The sequence below is a fragment of the Salinispora sp. CH2A1_6 genome, assembly GCF_056820975.1.
Map to the genome: position 1 here is coordinate 465,707 of NZ_JBXEDG010000016.1, position 17,995 is coordinate 483,701.

General features: G+C 69.5%; 17 protein-coding genes and 2 tRNA genes. 12 read left to right on the forward strand and 7 right to left on the reverse strand.

What is annotated here, in order from left to right:
• Positions 1-60 precede the first annotated feature (60 nt).
• The 3 genes from AC1UKG_RS23200 to AC1UKG_RS23210 all read left to right on the forward strand — a co-directional run bounded on the left by AC1UKG_RS23200 (position 61) and on the right by AC1UKG_RS23210 (position 3,089).
• Positions 61-2,220 (forward strand): ATP-dependent DNA helicase UvrD2, encoded by a 2,160-nt coding sequence (locus AC1UKG_RS23200; RefSeq protein ID WP_482643023.1) that lies wholly within the window; start codon positions 61-63, stop codon positions 2,218-2,220.
• A gap of 122 nt (positions 2,221-2,342) precedes the next feature.
• Positions 2,343-2,597: a hypothetical protein gene (locus AC1UKG_RS23205; RefSeq protein WP_018744129.1), complete on the forward strand. Its 255-nt coding sequence runs from the start codon at positions 2,343-2,345 to the stop codon at positions 2,595-2,597.
• Between the two features lie 129 nt (positions 2,598-2,726).
• Positions 2,727-3,089: a WhiB family transcriptional regulator gene (locus tag AC1UKG_RS23210; RefSeq protein ID WP_018744128.1), complete on the forward strand. Its 363-nt coding sequence runs from the start codon at positions 2,727-2,729 to the stop codon at positions 3,087-3,089.
• A gap of 341 nt (positions 3,090-3,430) precedes the next feature.
• On the opposite strand, the gene AC1UKG_RS23215 is transcribed toward AC1UKG_RS23210, so the two are convergent.
• The 3 genes from AC1UKG_RS23215 to AC1UKG_RS23225 form a co-directional block, all read right to left on the reverse strand.
• Positions 3,431-4,777 carry an ABC1 kinase family protein gene (locus tag AC1UKG_RS23215; protein ID WP_018744127.1) on the reverse strand — a complete coding sequence of 449 codons (1,347 nt, stop codon included), beginning with the start codon at positions 4,775-4,777 and terminating at the stop codon, positions 3,431-3,433.
• A gap of 131 nt (positions 4,778-4,908) precedes the next feature.
• Positions 4,909-5,961 carry a hypothetical protein gene (locus AC1UKG_RS23220; RefSeq protein ID WP_018744126.1) on the reverse strand — a complete coding sequence of 351 codons (1,053 nt, stop codon included), beginning with the start codon at positions 5,959-5,961 and terminating at the stop codon, positions 4,909-4,911.
• Positions 5,962-6,143: 182 nt separating this feature from the next.
• Positions 6,144-6,311 (reverse strand): DUF5679 domain-containing protein, encoded by a 168-nt coding sequence (locus tag AC1UKG_RS23225; RefSeq protein ID WP_012014940.1) that lies wholly within the window; start codon positions 6,309-6,311, stop codon positions 6,144-6,146.
• Between the two features lie 477 nt (positions 6,312-6,788).
• Here AC1UKG_RS23225 and AC1UKG_RS23230 point away from each other — a divergent pair, with 477 nt between their 5' ends.
• Both AC1UKG_RS23230 and AC1UKG_RS23235 read left to right on the forward strand, forming a co-directional pair.
• On the forward strand, positions 6,789-7,307 hold the full coding sequence (locus AC1UKG_RS23230; RefSeq protein ID WP_018813973.1) for a M48 metallopeptidase family protein: 519 nt from the start codon (positions 6,789-6,791) through the stop codon (positions 7,305-7,307).
• A 30-nt stretch (positions 7,308-7,337) separates the two neighbouring features.
• Positions 7,338-8,000, forward strand: coding sequence for a hypothetical protein (locus AC1UKG_RS23235; RefSeq protein ID WP_029123595.1), 663 nt, complete (start codon positions 7,338-7,340; stop codon positions 7,998-8,000).
• A 19-nt stretch (positions 8,001-8,019) separates the two neighbouring features.
• Here AC1UKG_RS23235 and AC1UKG_RS23240 read toward each other — a convergent pair whose 3' ends face one another.
• Positions 8,020-9,234, reverse strand: a complete 1,215-nt coding sequence (locus AC1UKG_RS23240) for a zinc-dependent metalloprotease (RefSeq protein ID WP_018744123.1) — start codon at positions 9,232-9,234, stop codon at positions 8,020-8,022.
• A 182-nt stretch (positions 9,235-9,416) separates the two neighbouring features.
• Here AC1UKG_RS23240 and AC1UKG_RS23245 point away from each other — a divergent pair, with 182 nt between their 5' ends.
• The 3 genes from AC1UKG_RS23245 to AC1UKG_RS23255 all read left to right on the forward strand — a co-directional run bounded on the left by AC1UKG_RS23245 (position 9,417) and on the right by AC1UKG_RS23255 (position 13,720).
• A complete protein-coding gene (locus AC1UKG_RS23245; RefSeq protein ID WP_029123596.1) occupies positions 9,417-10,430 on the forward strand; it encodes a YlbL family protein in 1,014 nt (337 codons plus the stop codon).
• 108 nt (positions 10,431-10,538) lie between these two features.
• Entirely contained in the window at positions 10,539-13,523 is a 2,985-nt protein-coding gene (locus AC1UKG_RS23250) for a UPF0182 family protein (protein WP_196230277.1), read from the forward strand.
• A gap of 123 nt (positions 13,524-13,646) precedes the next feature.
• Positions 13,647-13,720: transfer RNA gene (locus tag AC1UKG_RS23255), tRNA-Met, on the forward strand.
• An 82-nt stretch (positions 13,721-13,802) separates the two neighbouring features.
• Here AC1UKG_RS23255 and AC1UKG_RS23260 read toward each other — a convergent pair.
• Positions 13,803-14,417: a dihydrofolate reductase family protein gene (locus AC1UKG_RS23260; protein WP_482643022.1), complete on the reverse strand. Its 615-nt coding sequence runs from the start codon at positions 14,415-14,417 to the stop codon at positions 13,803-13,805.
• A 121-nt stretch (positions 14,418-14,538) separates the two neighbouring features.
• Here AC1UKG_RS23260 and AC1UKG_RS23265 point away from each other — a divergent pair.
• The 4 genes from AC1UKG_RS23265 to AC1UKG_RS23280 all read left to right on the forward strand — a co-directional run bounded on the left by AC1UKG_RS23265 (position 14,539) and on the right by AC1UKG_RS23280 (position 16,840).
• Positions 14,539-14,612 (forward strand) — tRNA-Met (locus tag AC1UKG_RS23265).
• Between the two features lie 76 nt (positions 14,613-14,688).
• Positions 14,689-14,931, forward strand: a complete 243-nt coding sequence (locus AC1UKG_RS23270) for a hypothetical protein (RefSeq protein WP_018744119.1) — start codon at positions 14,689-14,691, stop codon at positions 14,929-14,931.
• Between the two features lie 114 nt (positions 14,932-15,045).
• Positions 15,046-15,879: a phosphoribosylaminoimidazolesuccinocarboxamide synthase gene (locus AC1UKG_RS23275; protein WP_018744118.1), complete on the forward strand. Its 834-nt coding sequence runs from the start codon at positions 15,046-15,048 to the stop codon at positions 15,877-15,879.
• A 22-nt stretch (positions 15,880-15,901) separates the two neighbouring features.
• Positions 15,902-16,840, forward strand: a complete 939-nt coding sequence (locus AC1UKG_RS23280) for a ribose-phosphate diphosphokinase (protein WP_018729296.1) — start codon at positions 15,902-15,904, stop codon at positions 16,838-16,840.
• A gap of 17 nt (positions 16,841-16,857) precedes the next feature.
• Here the strand turns inward: AC1UKG_RS23280 and AC1UKG_RS23285 are convergent, their stop codons facing one another.
• Both AC1UKG_RS23285 and AC1UKG_RS23290 read right to left on the reverse strand, forming a co-directional pair.
• On the reverse strand, positions 16,858-17,313 hold the full coding sequence (locus AC1UKG_RS23285) for an ATP-binding protein (RefSeq protein WP_018744117.1): 456 nt from the start codon (positions 17,311-17,313) through the stop codon (positions 16,858-16,860).
• Positions 17,314-17,405: 92 nt separating this feature from the next.
• Positions 17,406-17,978 carry a DUF5709 domain-containing protein gene (locus AC1UKG_RS23290; protein ID WP_018729298.1) on the reverse strand — a complete coding sequence of 191 codons (573 nt, stop codon included), beginning with the start codon at positions 17,976-17,978 and terminating at the stop codon, positions 17,406-17,408.
• Positions 17,979-17,995 lie beyond the last annotated feature (17 nt).

Genomic DNA, 17,995 nt, shown 5'->3' on the forward strand with positions numbered 1-17,995 from the left:
TCGTGATTCGAGCCAGGCTAACTACCCCAACATCGGGAGCGGCTGGAACAATTCCTCGCTGTGGTGTCCCACTCAGCCTCCGACCGGGTGCTCGCCGGCCTCGACCCAGAGCAGCGGGCGGCGGTGACCGCCCCGGCTGGCCCGGTCTGCGTCCTGGCCGGCGCCGGCACCGGGAAGACCCGGGCGGTCACCTCCCGGATCGCTCACCGGACGTTGACCGGGGAAATCCTGGCCCGGCACCTGCTCGCGGTCACCTTCACCGCGCGGGCCGCCGCCGAGCTGCGCAGCCGACTGACCACGCTCGGGGTGCCGGGCGTGCAGGCGCGCACCTTCCACGCCGCGGCGCTGCGTCAGGTGCGTTACTTCGCGCCCCGGCTGCTCGCCGGTCGGGCGATGCCCGAGCTGCTGGACAGTAAGGTCCGGCTGGTCACCCTCGCCGCGGCGAAGGTCGGGATCCGCTCCGACCGGGCCGGTGTCCGGGACCTCGCGGGTGAGATCGAGTGGGCGAAGTCGTCCCTGGTCGAGCCCGGGGAGTACGTGGTCGCGGCCGCTCGGGCGCTGCGGGACACCCCGTACGAGCCGGCGAAGGTGGCCGATGTCTTCGCCGCGTACGAGAAGGCCAAACGCGCCGGCGGAGTGATCGATTTCGAGGACATGCTGCGCGCCGCGATCTGGGGAATCGAAGAGCACCCGGACGTGGCCGACCAGGTACGCGCCCAGTACCGGCACTTCGTCGTTGACGAGTACCAGGACGTCAACCCGCTCCAACAGCGGCTGCTGGAGGCGTGGCTCGGTGGTGGAGACGACCTGACGGTGGTGGGTGACGCGAGTCAGACGATCTACTCGTTCACCGGCGCGACCTCGTCGTACCTGGTTGACTTCCCCCGCCGGCACCGGGGCGCGACGGTGGTCCGCCTGGTGCGCGACTACCGCTCCACCCCCCAGGTGGTCGGGCTGGCCAACTCGGTCATCGCGCCGGCCCGGGGGGCTGAGGCGCGGCTTCGGCTGGAGTTGGTCGGCCAGCGCCCGACCGGCCCCGAGCCCGAGTTGAGGATCTTCACCGACGAGCCGGCCGAGGCCGCCGCCGTTGCCGCCCGCTGCCGTGCTCTGATGGACGCCGGCACACCGGCCCGGGAGATCGCCGTGCTGTTTCGGACCAATGCGCAATCTGAGGCGTACGAGGAGGCGCTGACCGAGGCCGAGGTGCCGTACCAGGTGCAGGGTGCGGAGCGGTTCTTCGAGCGCGTCGAGGTACGGCAGGCGATGGTCGCGCTGCGCGCCGCCACCCGCTCCCTTCCTGGTGACGCCCCGCTGCCGGGGGCCGTGGTCGAGGCGCTGGCCGCGGTGGGGTGGGCACCGGACACCCCACCGGCCGGTGGCGCCGCCCGGGAACGGTGGGCGGCCCTCGCCGCCCTGGTCCAACTCGCCGAGGAGTACGCGGCCAGCACCCCGGTGCTGCCAATCGGGCCGGCTGCCGCGGTCGAGCGGCCGGCCACGCTGGCCGACTTCACCGACGAGTTGGCCCGGCGCGCCGCCGCCCAGCACGTGCCGACGGTCGAGGGTGTGACACTCGCCTCCCTGCACTCGGCGAAGGGCCTGGAGTGGGATGCCGTCTTCCTGGTCGGCCTCGCCGAGGGCACCCTGCCCACCACCTATGCCAAAACACCGGAGCAGGTGGAGGAGGAGCGCCGGCTGCTCTACGTGGGCATCACCCGGGCTCGGGAGTGGCTTTGGTTGTCGTACGCCTCAGCCCGCTCGCCGGGCGGGCGTCCCCGGCGACCCTGTCGCTTCCTGCCCCGGCTGGACTCCTCCGGTTCCGGTGGGCGGTCCAGCGTGAGCGGGGTACGGCGGACCGAGCGTCGGCGTACCCTGATCGTCTCCTGCCGGGTCTGCGGTACGACGCTGCTCGCTGGTGCGGAGCGCAAGCTGGGCCGGTGCACCGCCTGTCCGTCTGACCTGGACCAGGAGTTGCACGGGCGGCTGGGTGAGTGGCGGCGTCGGGTGGCCAGTGGCCAGCGGGTACCGGACTATGTGGTCTTCACCGACGCGACTCTGGTCGCGTTGGCGGAGCGGCGCCCACAGCAGCCCCGGGACCTCACCGCGATCGCCGGGATCGGGGCCCGCAAGCTGGGGCTGTACGGGGAGGCGGTGCTGGCCCTGGTAGCCGGCGCGACGGTGGACGAGGTCTGCCCGGAGAGAACTTCCGAAATCTTGCCGTAAATTCGTTTGCCCTCGCCCCCGGGTGCGGCATAGCCTCGGGGCATACCTCGCGAGCGGCGGCATTCGGGCTGCTCACGGGCGTGATTCAGTCGGCACGAGGGAAAGTTAGGGAGGTGGCCCCAATGAAGAACTACAGCAATGCGCGTCCGTTGGTGCTGCCTGCTGCCATCGCTTCCCTGCCGGCCGTCCAGCTGGCCCCCACCGCTGCGCGACCGTCGGTTCCGCAGGTGTACCAGGTCGAGACTCAGGCCGAGCTGATTCTCGCGCTGGCGCCATTCGGAACTCAGGGGACCAGTGGTTTCACGGGCAAGGGCGTTGATAGCGCCAAGCGGCGCACGGACGTCCGCGGTGTTCCACCTCGAGGTAGACCGGTCTGATACAGACCACCGGCTCACCTCGAGGCCGCGGAACCCGCATACCGGGATCCGCGGCCTTTGTTTTTGTCCCGCCGAAGTATGTCGGAAGAGCGATCCAAGAGATCGAAGTGAGAGAGAGGTGACCGGGCGATGAGTCTGGCGTTGGTCCCACTCGACCTGAGTGTCGAGCTGGAGGCGAACCTGCCCTGCCGGAAGTTCGACCCCGACCTGTGGTTCTCTGACTCGCCCCCCGAGCTTGAGGTGGCCAAGTCGCTCTGCGGGGACTGCCCGCTGCGCGTCGAGTGCCTCGCTGGCGCGGTGGAGCGGGCCGAGCCCTGGGGCGTCTGGGGTGGCGAGATCTTCGAGCGTGGCGCGGTGGTCCCGCGTAAGCGGCCCCGAGGCCGTCCCCGTAAGGAAGATGTTGCCCGCGACGCCACACTCCGGGTCGAGGCCGAGGCGCGACTGGAGGCCAGTGGACTGGCCCGGCGCGACGCGGTCCGGCTGGCGGCCTGACAACCACCCGATCCGTTCCACCCTTCGCCGGCGTTCGCGCCGGCCACGAGAAAGTTGACGAGGATGCTCCAGCAATCGAACAAATTTGAGCTGCAATTACTGAACGAAGTGTTGTCGAGGGCTCGAATGCCCCGGCCTCAGGCCGGTCGCACCACCACGAGCACTGAGGCTTATCGCTCCGCCCGTACTGTCGCGATGGCCGCCCGTCGGCGGGCGGCGCGCGAGTCGGGCATCGGTTAGGCAGCGGGCCCGGTCCCCCCTCTCGGGTGGGGACCGGGCCCGTTAGCTAACACCGCTGCTACGGGCGCGTTCGGTTTCCCCCGGACGCGCCCGTCATCACATCAGGCGACCGGGGCGAAGCCGGGCAGCCAGCGCTCCAGGATCCCCCGGTACGGCGCCTTCGCCTCCAACTGGCACAGCACCCCGATCGAGCCGAGCGTGACCCGGTGGATCAGCAGGTACGACGGGGGCAGGTTGAGATTTCGACTGAGCTGGTACGCGGGCGAGCGAGGGCTGGCCAGCCGGGTCGCTTCGGCCCGTAGCCAAGCCCGGGTGAACCGGAACTCCTCAGCGGCGACCGGTTCCAGCATCGGCTGTAGGAAGTGCAGCAGCGCCGGTCCGTCGAGGGCCTCGCTGTTGCTGACGAAACCCTCGTCACTCAAGCCGGCCATCACCTCTTCGGCATCTCCCCGCAAGGCCAGTCCGGCGATGCGGCCGATCGGCTCGGGGGTCCCCTCGGGGAGCCGGGCCACCGCGCCGAAGTCGACCACCCCAAGCCGCCCGTCGGGCAGCAGCCGGAAGTTGCCCGGATGCGGGTCGGCGTGGAGCAGCCCGGCCCGCATCGGCGCGGAGAGGTGCAGGGTGGCCATCAACCGGCCGGCCTCGTCCCGTTGTTGTTCGGAGCCCTCCCGGATGATCTGCGACAGTGGAGTTCCCTCGACCCACCCGGTCACGAGGACCCGCGGCGACGCGGCGACCACGGCCGGGATGTAGATCTCCGGGTCGTTCGCGTACGCGGTGGCGAAGGCGCGCTGCGACTCGGCCTCCAGCTCGTAGTCGAGCTCCTCGGTGATGCGTTCCCGTAGTTCGGCGAGGAGCGGTTTGATGTCCAGCCCCGGCTGGATCGCCCGGAACATCCCACCGAGTCGGGAGAGCTGTTTAAGGTCGGTGAGCAGGGCTTCCCCCGCACCTGGGTACTGAATCTTGATCGCCACGTCGCGGGTGTTCGGCGCGCCGGCCGCGTCGTAGCCCGGCTCTCGCCACTGCCCGCGGTGTACCTGCCCGATGCTGGCGGCGGCGACCGGTGTGTCGTCGAACTCCACGAACCGGTCCCGCCAGTCCGGGCCGAGTTGCTCGGCGAGCACCCGGTGGACGGAGGCGGCGGGCAGCGGGGGCGCAGCCTCCTGGAGTTTGGTCAGCGCCTGTCGGTAGGGGGCGGCCATCTCCTCGGGCAGCGCCGCCTCGAAGACCGACAACGCCTGGCCGAACTTCATCGCGCCGCCCTTGAGCTGCCCGAGGACGCTGAAGAGCTGTTCGGCGGTGCGTTGCTGGATCTCCGTGGAGATCACATCAGAGGCGAGCCCGGTGACGCGCTTGCCCACGCCGAGGACGGTCCGGCCGGCGAAGCCGAGCGGCAGAGCGGCGAGCTTGGCGGTCCGGGAGACGGCCCGGCGCGGGATTTCGGTCACCTGGCTATTGTGACCGACCGGGCGGGCCCGCGGCTGCCGTGCGGCCGGGCCGGTCCCCCTTCGGACAGATGGGCGCCCGGGGCTGCGGCGAAGCGGTCGGGCTGTGAGCTCACCGGGCCGGCCGACCGACCTCACGTTCCACGACCGGAGCAGGTGCAGGAGGGGTGGGGTGCCCAATGCCGGCGACGTAGCCGGCCGTCGGCGGTCACCTCGATGGAACCGCTGACGGTGGCCGGGACACCGCCATCGAGGTGGCCCAGGGCTTCGCCGGTGGCGTACGCCACGGCGGTGAGCAGTGTTGTCGTCGCGCAGGCCCACTCCGGCGTGCCGCTGGCGAGCTGGGCGGCGAGCGCCGGCCAGTTCGGGTCGCGGTCCCTTCGGTGCAGGTCGAGGCAGTTCAGACAGGGGTCGATCGGTGGCCGGACCAGCGGGCCGATAACCGGCACGCCCTCCCGGAGGTCGAGCAGCAGGTGTACCTGCCGGCGTTGGCGGTGGGCGGCGGCGAGCAGGGGAGCCGGGCGGTCTCTACCGCACTGAATCACGAGGTCGATCCGGCCGGGTTGAAGTGGACCGGTGGTGGTGCCGGGGGCGGTGCGGCCGAGGGTCTCCCGGACCGCGCTGGTGAGCGGCTGGCCGAGGTCGGCGGCGGGGATTCCGGTGCCGACGAGGTCCGCCGGTGCGACCGGGCCGGCCAGGCGTGGTTGCACGTGCCCGACCCCGGCCTGGGCCAGGGCGACGGCGACGGGAGCGCCCAGGCGCCCGGCGCCGGCTACCAGCACCCGGGCTGTCCGGCGGCGGCGCAGTACCTGTGCGGGCGTGCCGGCGGGCCGTTGGTTGGCCAGGGCGAGCGCGCCGGCCTCGGCGGTGAGGCGGGTTCGTGGCGGCCCGGTCAGGTCGCGGGGTAGGAGGGTGTGAGCGGGTACGACCAGGCCGGCGGTGCGGAGCTCCTCGAGCAGGGTGCGGGCGGCCTCCCGCCCCACCTCGATTCGGTGGGCCTGTTCCAGGACGTGCCGCTCGCTGTGCGCGCCGTCGAGCAGGTCGAGGAGCCGGGCGGTACGCGGGTTGGCCAGCTCCAGCAGGACGGCCCGGCTCGGATCGACACCCAGTTGCAGCGTGTGTCGGTCCCGCCAGAGGCGGGTGAGGCCGGGTAGCAGGGTTGGTCGAGGCAGGGCGGTAGCGCTCATGGACACGAATGGTGATCGCGTCAGAGCTTTCCGTCGAGAGTTATCCACAGGTGTGCGGAGTCCTGCCCAGGGTTTTCCACAGGAAGCGGCTGGTTCTCCACAGGACTCGGACGCGCCTGTCCGGCAACCGACATTGGCTGGGTGGTGGAAGGACCAAACCCTTCCACCACCCCGAAAGGGCGTTAGACCTTCGCTTTACCCAGAATGCGGTTCACTGTTGTACCGCACACCGGACACTTGCCCTTGGCCATGTTCATCCCGGTCTTGGAAACCTCGACGCGTCCCTCGAAGTCCCGCTTCTCCTTGCACTTGACGCAGTAACCGTTGTAAGTCTGGGCCTGGTCGGCCACGGGTGCCTCCTCGTCTCGTCCGCCGGCGAACGCTCATCCGGCGGGGTTCCAGCGGCGGGCCATGAGGGCGCCGGCGCTAGGCCTTCCGTCGTGGTCACAGGCGTGACCACCGGTCCGCGGACCCTACCCAGGTCTGGGGGGTTCCATGTCAACTCCTCATCGACACTGTGAGCAAGTTGACGACGAGAGTGTGCACGGCGAATTAGCTTGGATAAGTGAGTTCGGTGGGGACACGCCGGACGGATGCCCTGAAAAACGGCGCAGGGTGCCCACAGGTGACGGGAGCGAACGTGATCACCTGGCACGGGGCTTGCCTTCGGGCTATTCCCGGGCACTCTAACGCAGAAAAATTTTCGGGACTCCGGGCGACCAACTCTTATTTTTCGGGCGCGTGTCGCGGGTTGGCCCTTGCGGACCCCTAGTCACCACGAAGTAACTTTTCTTCGTGGCAGGAATCCGAGGCGGCGCGGCCGGCTGATGGCAGCACCGCGGAAGCCGGTGGTCGAGGTACGGCGCAGCCAGCGCCGCCGGCGGACGGTGTCCGCATACCGCGACGGCGAGCGGGTCGTCGTCCTGATCCCGGACCAGTTCTCCCGAGCGGAGGAGAGCGAGTGGGTGGACCGAATGCTTGCCCGGCTCGCCGCCCGGGAGGGCCGGCTGGTCCGCTCCGACGACGAACTACTCGCCCGTGCCACTCGACTGATCGCCCTCTACCTGGCCGATCATGGCCGGGAGGCGATTCCGGCAAGCGTCCGCTGGGTGACCAACCAGAACGGTCGTTGGGGCTCCTGCACCCCAGCCGATCGGACGATTCGCATCTCCCACCGCCTGCAGGACATGCCGGACTGGGTGATCGACTACGTCCTGTTGCATGAGTTGGCCCACCTCATCGTCCCGAACCACAACGCCCGCTTCTGGCAGCTTGTGGGCCGCTACCCGAAGACCGAGCGGGCCCGTGGCTACCTGGAGGGCATCGCGGCGGTCTCCTCCTCCTGATCTCCGCCGGCAGGGGCGTAGGGTCGGTGCGTGGTACGACGGTTGGTGGTTGCCCTACTCGCGCCGGTCACCTGGACGCCGTCAGAGATCGCCCCCACTGACTGGCGGACGGCGCTCGCCGAGGATGTGGTTGACCTCCTCGCCACGCTCAACGAGGTCGAAACCGCAGTTGCGGTGACCGCGGCCGACCAGTGGTTGGCCGACGCCGTGGTGTGGCCCGGCACCACCGTCTACCAGATTCCGCGGCCCACCATCGGCGCCGTCCTCGCCAGCTGCGGCCGGACCGCCCAGCCGAGTCCGCCGGCCAGCGTCAACCAGGCCGAGGCCGGGCACGGATACGACCAGGTGGCGGTTGTCGCCGGGGACGCCCCGGACCTGCCGGGGTTGACCATCGGCAAGCTGCTCCGGCCGCTCACCACCCGACCGGTGGCCGTGGCCCCGGTCACCGGTGGCGACACCGGCCTGCTCGGTGCGGCGGCCCGACTGCCTCTACCGGAGTGGCTACCGGCGCTGGACCTGGACCGGGCGGCACCCGCTGCGGTGCGCGCGGCGGCGCCTCGCCCGGGCGAGCTCGCCGTCACCGCGGGGTGGCACCGGCTGCGCGGCCCGGCCGACCTGGCCCGACTAGACCCCGCCCTGGCCGGCTGGGACGCCACCCGCACCCTGCTTGCCGGCGCGGGCATCCTCGGCTGACCCCGGCGGGGCCGGAGAGTCAGCTGGCGGTGGGTGGGTTTTCTCCGTCGGGCTCGCCGGGGGCCTGCTCCGGCGGGCCACCCGGCGCGCTGAAGTCGAAGCTCTCCAACTCGTCAGCATCGAGCCGGGACTGGGCGAAGGCAACCGGGTCGGCGAAGTCGTCGTCGGAGGGCAGCAGGTCGGGGTGACCCCAGAGCGCATCCCGACCGGCGATTCCCCGGTGTTCGGTGAGGGCGGCCCAGAGCGCCGCCGCCTCGCGCAGCCGCCGCGGCCGAAGCTCCAGACCGACCAGGGCGGCGAAGGTCTGCTCGGCCGGACCTCCGGCGGCCCGCCGCCGCCGGAACGCCTCTCCGAGTCGGACGACGTTGGGCAGCCGCTCCCCGGCCGCGCTGTCGACCACGTGGCAGACCCAGCCCTCAACGAGCGCGAGGGCCGTCTCCAGCCGGGCCAGCGACGCCTTCTGGGATGGATTGTCCTCAGGGGTGAAGATCCCCTCCAGCGCGATCGCCTGCATCGACTCCGGGTCGGTCGGGTCGACGCGGCCCATCGCCTCCTCAACCGCCTCGCGGTTGACCCGGATGCCCGAGGCGTACATCTCCACCGCGTTGAGCACGTGTCCGCGCAGCCACGGCACATGCTCGAAGAGGCGCTGGTGAGCGGCCTCGCGCAGGGCCACGTAGAGGCGTACCTCGTCCTCCGGTAGTTCCAGCCCGGCGCCGTAGTCCCGGATGTTGGCCGGGACGAGCGCCGCGGTGCCGGCCGGGCCGAGCGGCAGCCCGATGTCGCCGGCGGAGAGCACCTCGGCGGCGAGCGAGCCGAGGGCCTGGCCCAGCTGGCCCCCGAAGAGGGCCCCGCCGAGGGTGGCCACCATTGACTGCATCGGGCCGAGTTGGGCCCGCGCCTCCGGCGGCACCAGGTCACCCATGGCGCCGACCATCCGGCTGGCCACCGGGTCACACAACTTGCGCCAGACGTCGAGGGTTTTGTAGATCCACTCATTCCGGTTCCACGCCACCGAGGCGCGGATGCCCGACGGGAGCGCCGAGCCCGACTCCAACCAGAGGTCGGCCAGGCGCAGCGCCTCCTCCACCGCGTTGCGCTCGTAGGGCGACACAGCCGGATCACCCCCGGCGCTGAGCTGGCTCGCCGCCACCTGGCGGGCCAGGTCCCAGTTCACCGGTCCACTACCGGGCGCGGCGAGCAGGTGCTGCAGCTGGGACATGAACTGCTGCATCTGCGCGGGGTCGTTGGGGTCTGGTGGCTGGCCACCGGGGAGCGCGAAACCGAACGGAATATCAGGCACGGGGTCTACGGTACGCGCGCCGTGCCCCAGGTCGCGTCGGCTGGCGTCGCGTCAACGGTGAAGTCCTGGCAGGTCCGCGGGGGGCAGCGCACTCGGTCGGTACGCTCTGCCGCATGAGACGTCGCGGCATGACCGTCCTGCTCGGTGCCATCTTTGTTGCCCTGCTTGGTATCGGCGTGCTCGCGGCGCCCATCCCGTACGTGGTGCTGGGCCCCGGTCCCACCGTCAACACCCTGGGCACCGAGGACGGCAAGGAGGTCATCCAGGTCGAGGGCCGGGAGACCTCCACCTCGGCGGGGGAGTTGCGGTTGACCACGGTGGGGGTGCAGCCCTCGGTCAAGCTGCGCGGAGCCATCCAGGGTTGGTTCTCCGACGACGAGGCGGTGGTACCGCGGGAACTGGTGTACCCGCCGGGGGAGAGCCGTGAGGAGGTCGAGGAACGCAATGCGGAGGACTTCGAGGCCTCCCAGTCCAGCGCGGAGACGGTCGCGTTGCGCGAGCTCGGATTCCCGGTGACGGTGCAGGTCAAGACGGTGGTCGGGGACGGGCCCGCGGCCGGTCTGCTCCGTCCCGGCGACGTGGTGACCTCGGTCAACGGAGAGCCGGTCCCGGTGGCCATCCGGCTCACCGAGTTGATCCAGGCCGAGCCGGCCGGCACCGTCCTGGAGATCGGTTACACCCGTGACGGGACCCCGGGGACTGCGCGGATCACGACCCAGGAGCGGGACGGCAAGCCCCGGATCGGGATCGGGATCGAGCAGCAGCAGCCGCACCCGTTCACGTTGACGATCGACCTGGCGGACATCGGTGGCCCGAGCGCCGGGCTCATGTTTGCCCTCGGCATCATCGACAAGCTGACCCCGGATGATCTGACCGGTGGACAGATCATCGCCGGCACGGGCACGATCGATGACACGGGCCAGGTCGGCCCGATCGGCGGAATCCCCCAGAAGCTGGTCGGCGCCAAGGAGGCCGGCGCCTCCGCCTTCCTGGTCCCGGCGGAAAACTGTGCCGAGGCCGTCCGCAATCCCCAGCCCGACCTTCCGCTGCTCAAGGTCGCCACGCTGGAAGACGCGTTGACGGCCCTTGAGAAGTTGCGAGCGGGGGGCGACCCGACCCGTTGCTGAACCAACCGCCGGACTCGGCGTGACCGCGGACGACAGGTTTGGGAATACCCCGTACTCTGGTGGCCTGGTCGGAGCCGATCAACCGAACGTGCGGAGCCAACAGTGGTTATGCGTAGCAGCGCCCCCATGCCGAGGATGAGCCGACGCGGACGCGTCACGATTGGTGTGCTGGTCGGGGTGTTCGTGCTCTTCACCCTGCTCGGTTGGGGTGTGCAGGCGTGGACCGACTGGCTCTGGTTCGGCGAGGTCGACTACACCGCGGTCTTCAGCGGGGTGCTCGTCACCCGGCTGCTGCTCTTCGTCACGGTCGGGCTGGCCATGGCGGCCATCGTCGGCGGCAACCTCTGGTTGGCGCATCGGCTGCGGCCTCGGCTGCGACCGCAGTCACCGGAGCAGGCCACCCTGGAGCGATACCGGCTGCTGCTCAGCCCTCGGCTCGGCATCTGGTTCACGATGGCCGCCGTCGTGGTTGGCCTCTTCGCGGGGCTGTCGGCACAGAGCAGGTGGAGCGAGTGGCTGCTGTTCCGTAACGGCGGGGACTTCGGTGTCAAGGATCCAGAGTTCGGGGTGGACATCGGCTTCTACGTCTTCGACCTGCCGTTCTGGCGCTATCTGCTCGGGGTCGCCTTCACCGCCGTGGTGTTGGCCCTGCTCGGGGCGCTCGCTGTGCACTACGTCTTCGGCGGGATCCGGCTCCAGGGCGTGGGCGACCGGATGAGCACTGCGGCGCGGGCCCACCTGAGCACGTTGGTCGCGCTCTTCGTGTTGCTCAAAGCCGTCGCGTACGTGCTCGACCGGCGGACGATGCTGCTGGAGTACAACGACGGCGCCAACGTCTACGGCGCCGGTTACGCCGACGTCAACGCGTTGCTGCCGGCGAAGGAGATCCTCGCCTACATTTCGGTCGTCGTGGCGATCGCGGTCCTCGTCTTCTCCAACGCCTGGATGCGGAACCTGGTCTGGCCGGGCATCTCGCTGGCCCTGCTCGGGGTCTCGGCGGTCGCGATCGGCGGCATCTACCCGTGGGCCGTGCAGACCTTCGAGGTGAAGCCGAGCGCCCGAGACAAGGAGGCGCGGTACATCGAGCGCAGCATCGAGGCGACTCGGGCGGCCTTCAGTCTGGGCGAGGCAGAGGCCACCCGGTACGCGGCGAGTAACCTGCAACCGCCGGCGAGCCTCGCCACCGACACCGCGGTGGTGCCGAACGCCCGACTGCTGGATCCGCAACTGGTCAGCGAGACGTACACGCAGCTTCAGCAGGTCCGCGGCTTCTACGACTTCGGCCCCAAGCTCGACATCGACCGCTACACCGTCGACGGGGAGACCCAGGACTACGTGGTCGGGGTCCGTGAGATCAACTATGGCGAGCTGACCACGCAGCAGAGCAACTGGATCAACCGGCACACCGTCTACACCCACGGATATGGCCTGGTCGCGGCCCCGGCGAACCGGGTGGTCTGTGGTGGCCAGCCCTACTTCGTCTCCGGCTTCCTCGGGGAGCGGTCGCAGGAGGGGTGTGCCGCCCAGGTCGACCAGATCCCGGCGAGCCAGCCGCGGATCTACTACGGCGAACGGATGGAGGCCGGCGACTACGCCATCGTCGGTAGGGCCAACCCGGAGGCCAGCCCCGCCGAGTTCGATCGGCCGGTCGGCGAGGACGGATCCGAGTCCTACTACACCTACACCGGCTCCGGCGGCGTTGACGTCGGCTCGTTTGGTCGCCGGCTGCTCTACGCGATCAAGGAGCAGGAGTCGAACTTCCTGCTCTCCGAGGCGGTCAACGAGAATTCGAAGCTACTCTACGTCCGTAACCCGCGGGAGCGGGTGGAGAAGGTCGCCCCGTTCCTCACCGTGGACGGCGACCCGTACCCGGCGGTGATCGATGGCCGGGTTACGTGGATCATCGACGGCTACACCACCGCCGCGACCTACCCCTACGCCGAGCGGATCAATCTCCAGACCGAGACCACCGACGAACTCACCAACCGGGGCACCTTCCAGCAGGCCCGGGAAAACATCAACTACATCCGGAACTCGGTCAAGGCGACGGTTGACGCGTACGACGGCACGGTCACCCTCTATGAGTTCGACGACGGTGACCCGGTCCTCCGAGCGTGGAACAAGGCCTTCGGCGGCGACCTGATCAAGCCGAAGACGGAGATCCCGACCGAGCTGAGCGCCCACTTCCGCTACCCGGCTGACCTGTTCAAGGTCCAGCGGAACGTATACACCCGGTTCCACGTGACCAACCCCGGTGACTTCTACTCCGGGCAGGACTTCTGGCAGGTGCCGAACGTGCCGGACGCGCCGGACAGCGGCCAGAAGCAGCCCCCGTACTACCTCTTCACCCAGATGCCCGGGCAGGATGAGCCGCGGTTCCAGCTCACCTCGGCGGTGACGCCGAACCGACGGCAGAACCTCGCGGCGCTGATCTCTGGCTCGTACGTGGACGGCAAACCACGGCTTGAGGTGTACGAACTGCCGGAAGACACTCGAATCTCCGGACCGGTGCAGGTGCACCAGCAGATGACCAACAACGCCCAGATTCGGCAGCAGCTGAACCTCCTCTCGTCGAACCAGGCTCAGGTCCAGTACGGCAACCTGCTCTCCCTGCCGTTCGGCAACGGCATGCTCTACGTCGAGCCGGTCTATGTGAAGAGCAACCAACAGCAGGCCTATCCCCTGTTGCAGAAGGTGCTTCTCTCCTACGGTGACGGCGGATCGTTCGTCGTCCTGGCCGACAACCTCTCCGACGGCATCAAACAGCTCGTCGAGCAGGGTGAACAGGCCGGCGCACCATCGCCTCCACCCGCCGACGACGAGACGCCCCCGAGTCCGACCCCGACCCCGACTCCGACGACTCCGAGCGCTACCCCACCCCCGTTCACGGGTGATGTGGCCGAGGCGGCCCAGCGGGTTCAGGCGGCGATCGTCGAGCTCCGGGCCGCGCAGGAGTCCGGCGACTTCGAGCGCTACGGCCGGGCGCTGCAGGCGTTGGATGAGGCGACCGCGGCCTTCGAGCAGGCGGCGGGGACGCCCCCCGCTGCCACGCCGACCACGGCGCCGACCGGCTCACCGTCGCCCGGCGGCTGACCCTCCCCAGTACGTACACACAACGACGCCCCCGGAATTTCCCGGGGGCGTCGTTGTGTGTGCCACCGGGATGGAGGACGTTTTGCGTTGGCCAGGGTTGGTGCGCTAATGTTTACGAGCCGACGCGGGGTGGAGCAGCTCGGTAGCTCGCTGGGCTCATAACCCAGAGGTCGCAGGTTCAAATCCTGTCCCCGCTACTTTTCGAAAGCCCCGGATGACTTATCCGGGGCTTTCGCCTATTGGCGGACCAGTCCGGCGGGACTTTCCCGATGAGGTTTGTTAGCCGGGGTCGCCGATGTGTCGGGCGTAGTGCAGCACGACCACCCCACTGGCAAGCGGGCGCGTCGAGGTGAGCGCGAAGCGGCGCGGGTCGAAGCCCCGGTCAACGAGCGGGATACCGCTGCCGGCGACGACCGGGTTGAGTTTGAGTACCAGTTCGTCGATCTCGTCGAGAAGCTGGCCGGCGAGCTGCCCGCCACCGCAGAGCCAGATGTCGCGGCCCGGCCGCGCCGTGAGCTGGCGGACGAAGGCGCGCGGATCGCCAGAGACGATCTCCACGTCCGGGTAGCTGGCCGGGGCCAGCGAGCGGCTGAAGACGTACTGCTTCAGGTGGTTGTAGGGGCTGGTGTACCCGAGCTGGAGGCCCGGCTCGTAGGTGACGCGGCCCATCAGCACCGTGTCGAAACGACCAGCTGGCGGGGATGCGACACCGAGCTGGGTGTGGGTGAAGGTGGGCAGCGTCTGGGGCCACTCCGCCACCAGGTAGGGCGCTAGATCGGGCTCCAGGGCGAAGAAGTCGAACGATCCGTCAGGTGCGGCGATGAAACCGTCGAGGGTGGCGGCGACGAAGTAGACGAGCTTGCGCAAAGCGACTCCGATCTTCGGGCAGTCCACAGAGGCAGTTCCGGATCGGCGCGAATCTACAACACCGGTCGTGGATGTACCTGGTAAATACCCGAGCATCGGGGGGGGTGCGGATCATGGCCGGTCTGATGGGGTACAGTAGTGAAGCCGACGCGGGGTGGAGCAGCTCGGTAGCTCGCTGGGCTCATAACCCAGAGGTCGCAGGTTCAAATCCTGTCCCCGCTACTCGTTCGAAGGCCCTGGAGGTTTCCTCCAGGGCCTTCGCCGTACCCGACTTGCGTGGCTCGGCGAGGATGGAGTCATGTCTGCATTCGCGAAGTGGTGGGGCCGGCTCAGCACGGTCCTCGGTGCGGTCGTACTGGCGGTTTTTGTCCCGGTGGCGGCTTGGGCGGCCAGTGGCCCGGGTGAGCTGGCGATCGAGGCCGCCCGGCGCCGCCGAGGGGGCTTCGGCTTCCTCGGGTTCTTCTGTTGCCTGGTCGTGGTCGTCGTGATCGTGTTGCTCGTCCTGCGGGTCCTCCGCGGTCGGCGAGGACCCCGGCGCTGAGCTGACCAGCGCTCCCGGCGCCCTCCACGTCGGGTCCTGCGTGCCGTCCTCGCCCGCGGCGGGCCGCCGGCTGCCGCCGCGGTCTGATCCGGGCCGCGTGATGTACTAGCCCGCGTGGAACTTCTGCACTCGGGCAAGGTCCGGGATGTCTACGCTGATGGTGACGACCTCATCCTGGTCGCCTCGGACCGCGTCTCCGTCTACGACGTCGTGCTGCCGACGCCGATCCCGGAGAAGGGCAAACTTCTCACGGCGCTCTCGCTCTGGTGGTTCGACCAGCTCGCCGAGTTGGTGCCGAACCACGTGCTCTCGGCGACCGACGTGCCGCCGGAGTTCGTCGGCCGGGCGATTCGGTGCCGGCGACTGGAGATGGTTCCGGTGGAGTGCGTCGCCCGGGGCTATCTGGTTGGCGGCGGCTTCGCCGAGTACCAGCGCACCGGAGCGGTCTCCGGGATCAAACTGCCGCGCGGAATGGTCGAGGCGGCCGCCCTGCCGGAGCCCATCTTCACCCCCTCCACCAAGGCGCCGGTAGGAGAGCACGACCAGCCGATGACCTTCGGCGAGGTGGTGGACAAGGTTGGCGCGGAGACTGCCGAGCGGCTGCGCCAGATCACGCTCGACGTCTATCGGCGGGGAGCCGAGCTCGCCGCCGACCGGGGAATTCTGATCGCCGACACCAAGATCGAGTTGGGTTGGGCTGCCGACGGCACGTTGACGATCGGCGACGAGCTGCTGACCTCGGACTCGTCCCGGTTCTGGCCGGCCGAGTCGTACCGGCCGGGACGCGCCCAGTTCTCGTACGACAAGCAGTACGTGCGGGATTGGGCCACCAGGAGCGGGTGGGACAAGCAGAGCCCGGCGCCGGAGGTACCGGGTGAGGTCGTTGACGCCACCCGTGCCCGCTACGTTGACGTCTACGAGAAACTCACCGGCGAGCGCTGGGGCTGAACTGGTCGTAGAATCGGTAGCTGTGCGCCAGCTCGCCGTTTTCAGTGGAAGCGCCCATCCTGAGCTCGGTGCGGAGATCTGCACCCACCTGGGGGTGCCCCTGTACCCGACCCGGGTATCCCGGTTCGCCAACGACTGCCTGGAAGTGCAGCTACAGGCCAACTGTCGGGAACGGGACGTCTTCCTGATCCAGCCGCTGGTCCCGCCGGTGCAGGAGCACCTCGTCGAGCTGTTGTTCATGGTCAACGCGGCCCGGGGGGCCTCGGCCGGTCGGATCAGCGTGGTGCTACCGCACTACGCGTACGCCCGCTCCGACAAGAAGGACGCGCCACGTATCTCGATCGGTGGCCGGCTGGTCGCGGACCTGCTCACGGCGGCCGGCGCCGATCGGGTCCTCACGATGACCCTGCACTCGCCGCAGGTCTACGGCTTCTTCGGCATCCCGGTCGATCACCTACACGCGTTACGCGAGCTAGCCGCCCACTTCCAGGCGCACGATCTGAGCAACACCGTGGTGGTCTCACCCGACCTGGGTTACGTCAAGGAGGCGGCGGTCTTCGCCCGGCAGCTCGGCACGCCGGTCGCCGCGGGTGCCAAGCAACGCTTCGGGGGCGACCGGGTGGAGATCAGCACGATCATCGGCGAGGTCCAGGGCCGAGACGTGATCGTGGTGGACGACGAGATTGTCAAGGGCAGCACGGTGGTCGAGCTGATGGGGCACCTGCGCGAGTTGGGGGTCCGCTCGATCCGGCTGGCCTGCACCCACGGTCTCCTCGTGGACGGAGCCGCCCAGCGGTTGAGCGAGCAGGAGGAGGTGCGGGAGATCGTCTGCACCAACACGGTTCCCATCCCCACCGAGAAGCGGGTCCCCAAGCTGACCGTGCTGTCGGTGGCCCCCGCGTTGGCTGAGGCGATTCGCCGGATTCACAACGGTGAGTCGGTGAGCGCGCTCTTCGGCTGAATCACCCGGCCCGCTGGCTAGTCGGGAGCGGGGTGTGGGAACGGCAGCCGGATCGTGATGCGGACGACCGTCCCGGCTCGGTCGGACGCCACGTCCATGGTGTCGCTCAGCTCGCGCGCCAGCCAGAGTCCCCAACCGCCGACCGAATCCGGGGCCGGGCGGCGGTGGTCTACGAATAGTCTGCTGCTGAGACCGTCCCCATGATCGGAGACCTCACAGACCAGGTTTCTGGCCTGCCGCCACATCCGTAGTGACCCGCGCCCGCCGCCGTGGCGAACCGCGTTGGTGGTCAGCTCGTTGACCGCCAGCACAAAGTCGTTGAGCCGCTGGCCCCGCAGGCCCGCCCCGTGGGCGCATGCGGCGGCCGAGTGGCGTAGTTGGGTCACCTCTCCCCGGTCGAAAGCGGTGGCGATCAACAGGCAGGGTTCCGGAGGCGCAGCCGTGCGCGGTAGGTCCGGATCTGCGTTCGTCATGGCCCTTCCCGGCAGGGGTCACGGTACGGAATAGTGGCAATTCTCACCGTACGCCAGGGCCGCTACCCATATCGATGGCCGACCGTCGAGGGTCAGACCGCCGGCGGCGGGCGGGTCTCGTGGACCGCCAGTTCCTCAGCGCTCGCACCACCGCCGGCCGAACCTGCGTCGTACGCGACCGAGTCGGCTTCCTGGTCGGGATGGGCGCCCTCGTCCGGCTCAACCAGCCGACCCACCTGGGCGTCGGCCCCGCTGCCGAGCAGGCCGTGGTCGTAGAGGGAGACCGGGGAGTTCGGATCGGAGGACGGTCCGGGCTCGAACACATCGGCGTCGAGTTGGGCCTGAGCGGCCTGCTCCGGGCTGTTCGCCTCGGCGGCGATGTCCGGGTCGACCGGTCCGGCCAACGGATCATCCGCAGACCGCTCGTACCGTTCCCGGCCGAGTTTGGCATCCAGCGACTCACCGTCGAGCTGCTCGTCGGCGGTGGTCCCGAACCGGTCGACCGCGACCGGCATCCGGTCCCCGGGAAGCTGCGCCGGGTCCGGGCCGTCCGCCTCCCGCCCAGTCCGGACATCGTCGTTCGCGGTCGAGTCGTCGTCGGCGGTGTCGGGCAGGCCCACCGCCTCCGGGTCAGACACCGGGGTCGGGTACTCGTCGTCGCGCATGCCGATGCTCTACCCGC

Coding starts and splice junctions, on each gene's coding strand:
- AC1UKG_RS23205 (WP_018744129.1), top strand. CDS start 2,343: ATGAAGAACTACAGCAATGCGCGTCCGTTGGTGCTGCCTGCTGCCATC.
- AC1UKG_RS23210 (WP_018744128.1), top strand. CDS start 2,727: ATGAGTCTGGCGTTGGTCCCACTCGACCTGAGTGTCGAGCTGGAGGCG.
- AC1UKG_RS23220 (WP_018744126.1), bottom strand. CDS start 5,961: ATGAGCGCTACCGCCCTGCCTCGACCAACCCTGCTACCCGGCCTCACC.
- AC1UKG_RS23230 (WP_018813973.1), top strand. CDS start 6,789: ATGGCAGCACCGCGGAAGCCGGTGGTCGAGGTACGGCGCAGCCAGCGC.
- AC1UKG_RS23240 (WP_018744123.1), bottom strand. CDS start 9,234: ATGCAGCAGTTCATGTCCCAGCTGCAGCACCTGCTCGCCGCGCCCGGT.
- AC1UKG_RS23245 (WP_029123596.1), top strand. CDS start 9,417: ATGAGACGTCGCGGCATGACCGTCCTGCTCGGTGCCATCTTTGTTGCC.
- AC1UKG_RS23250 (WP_196230277.1), top strand. CDS start 10,539: ATGCGTAGCAGCGCCCCCATGCCGAGGATGAGCCGACGCGGACGCGTC.
- AC1UKG_RS23270 (WP_018744119.1), top strand. CDS start 14,689: ATGTCTGCATTCGCGAAGTGGTGGGGCCGGCTCAGCACGGTCCTCGGT.
- AC1UKG_RS23285 (WP_018744117.1), bottom strand. CDS start 17,313: ATGACGAACGCAGATCCGGACCTACCGCGCACGGCTGCGCCTCCGGAA.
- AC1UKG_RS23290 (WP_018729298.1), bottom strand. CDS start 17,978: ATGCGCGACGACGAGTACCCGACCCCGGTGTCTGACCCGGAGGCGGTG.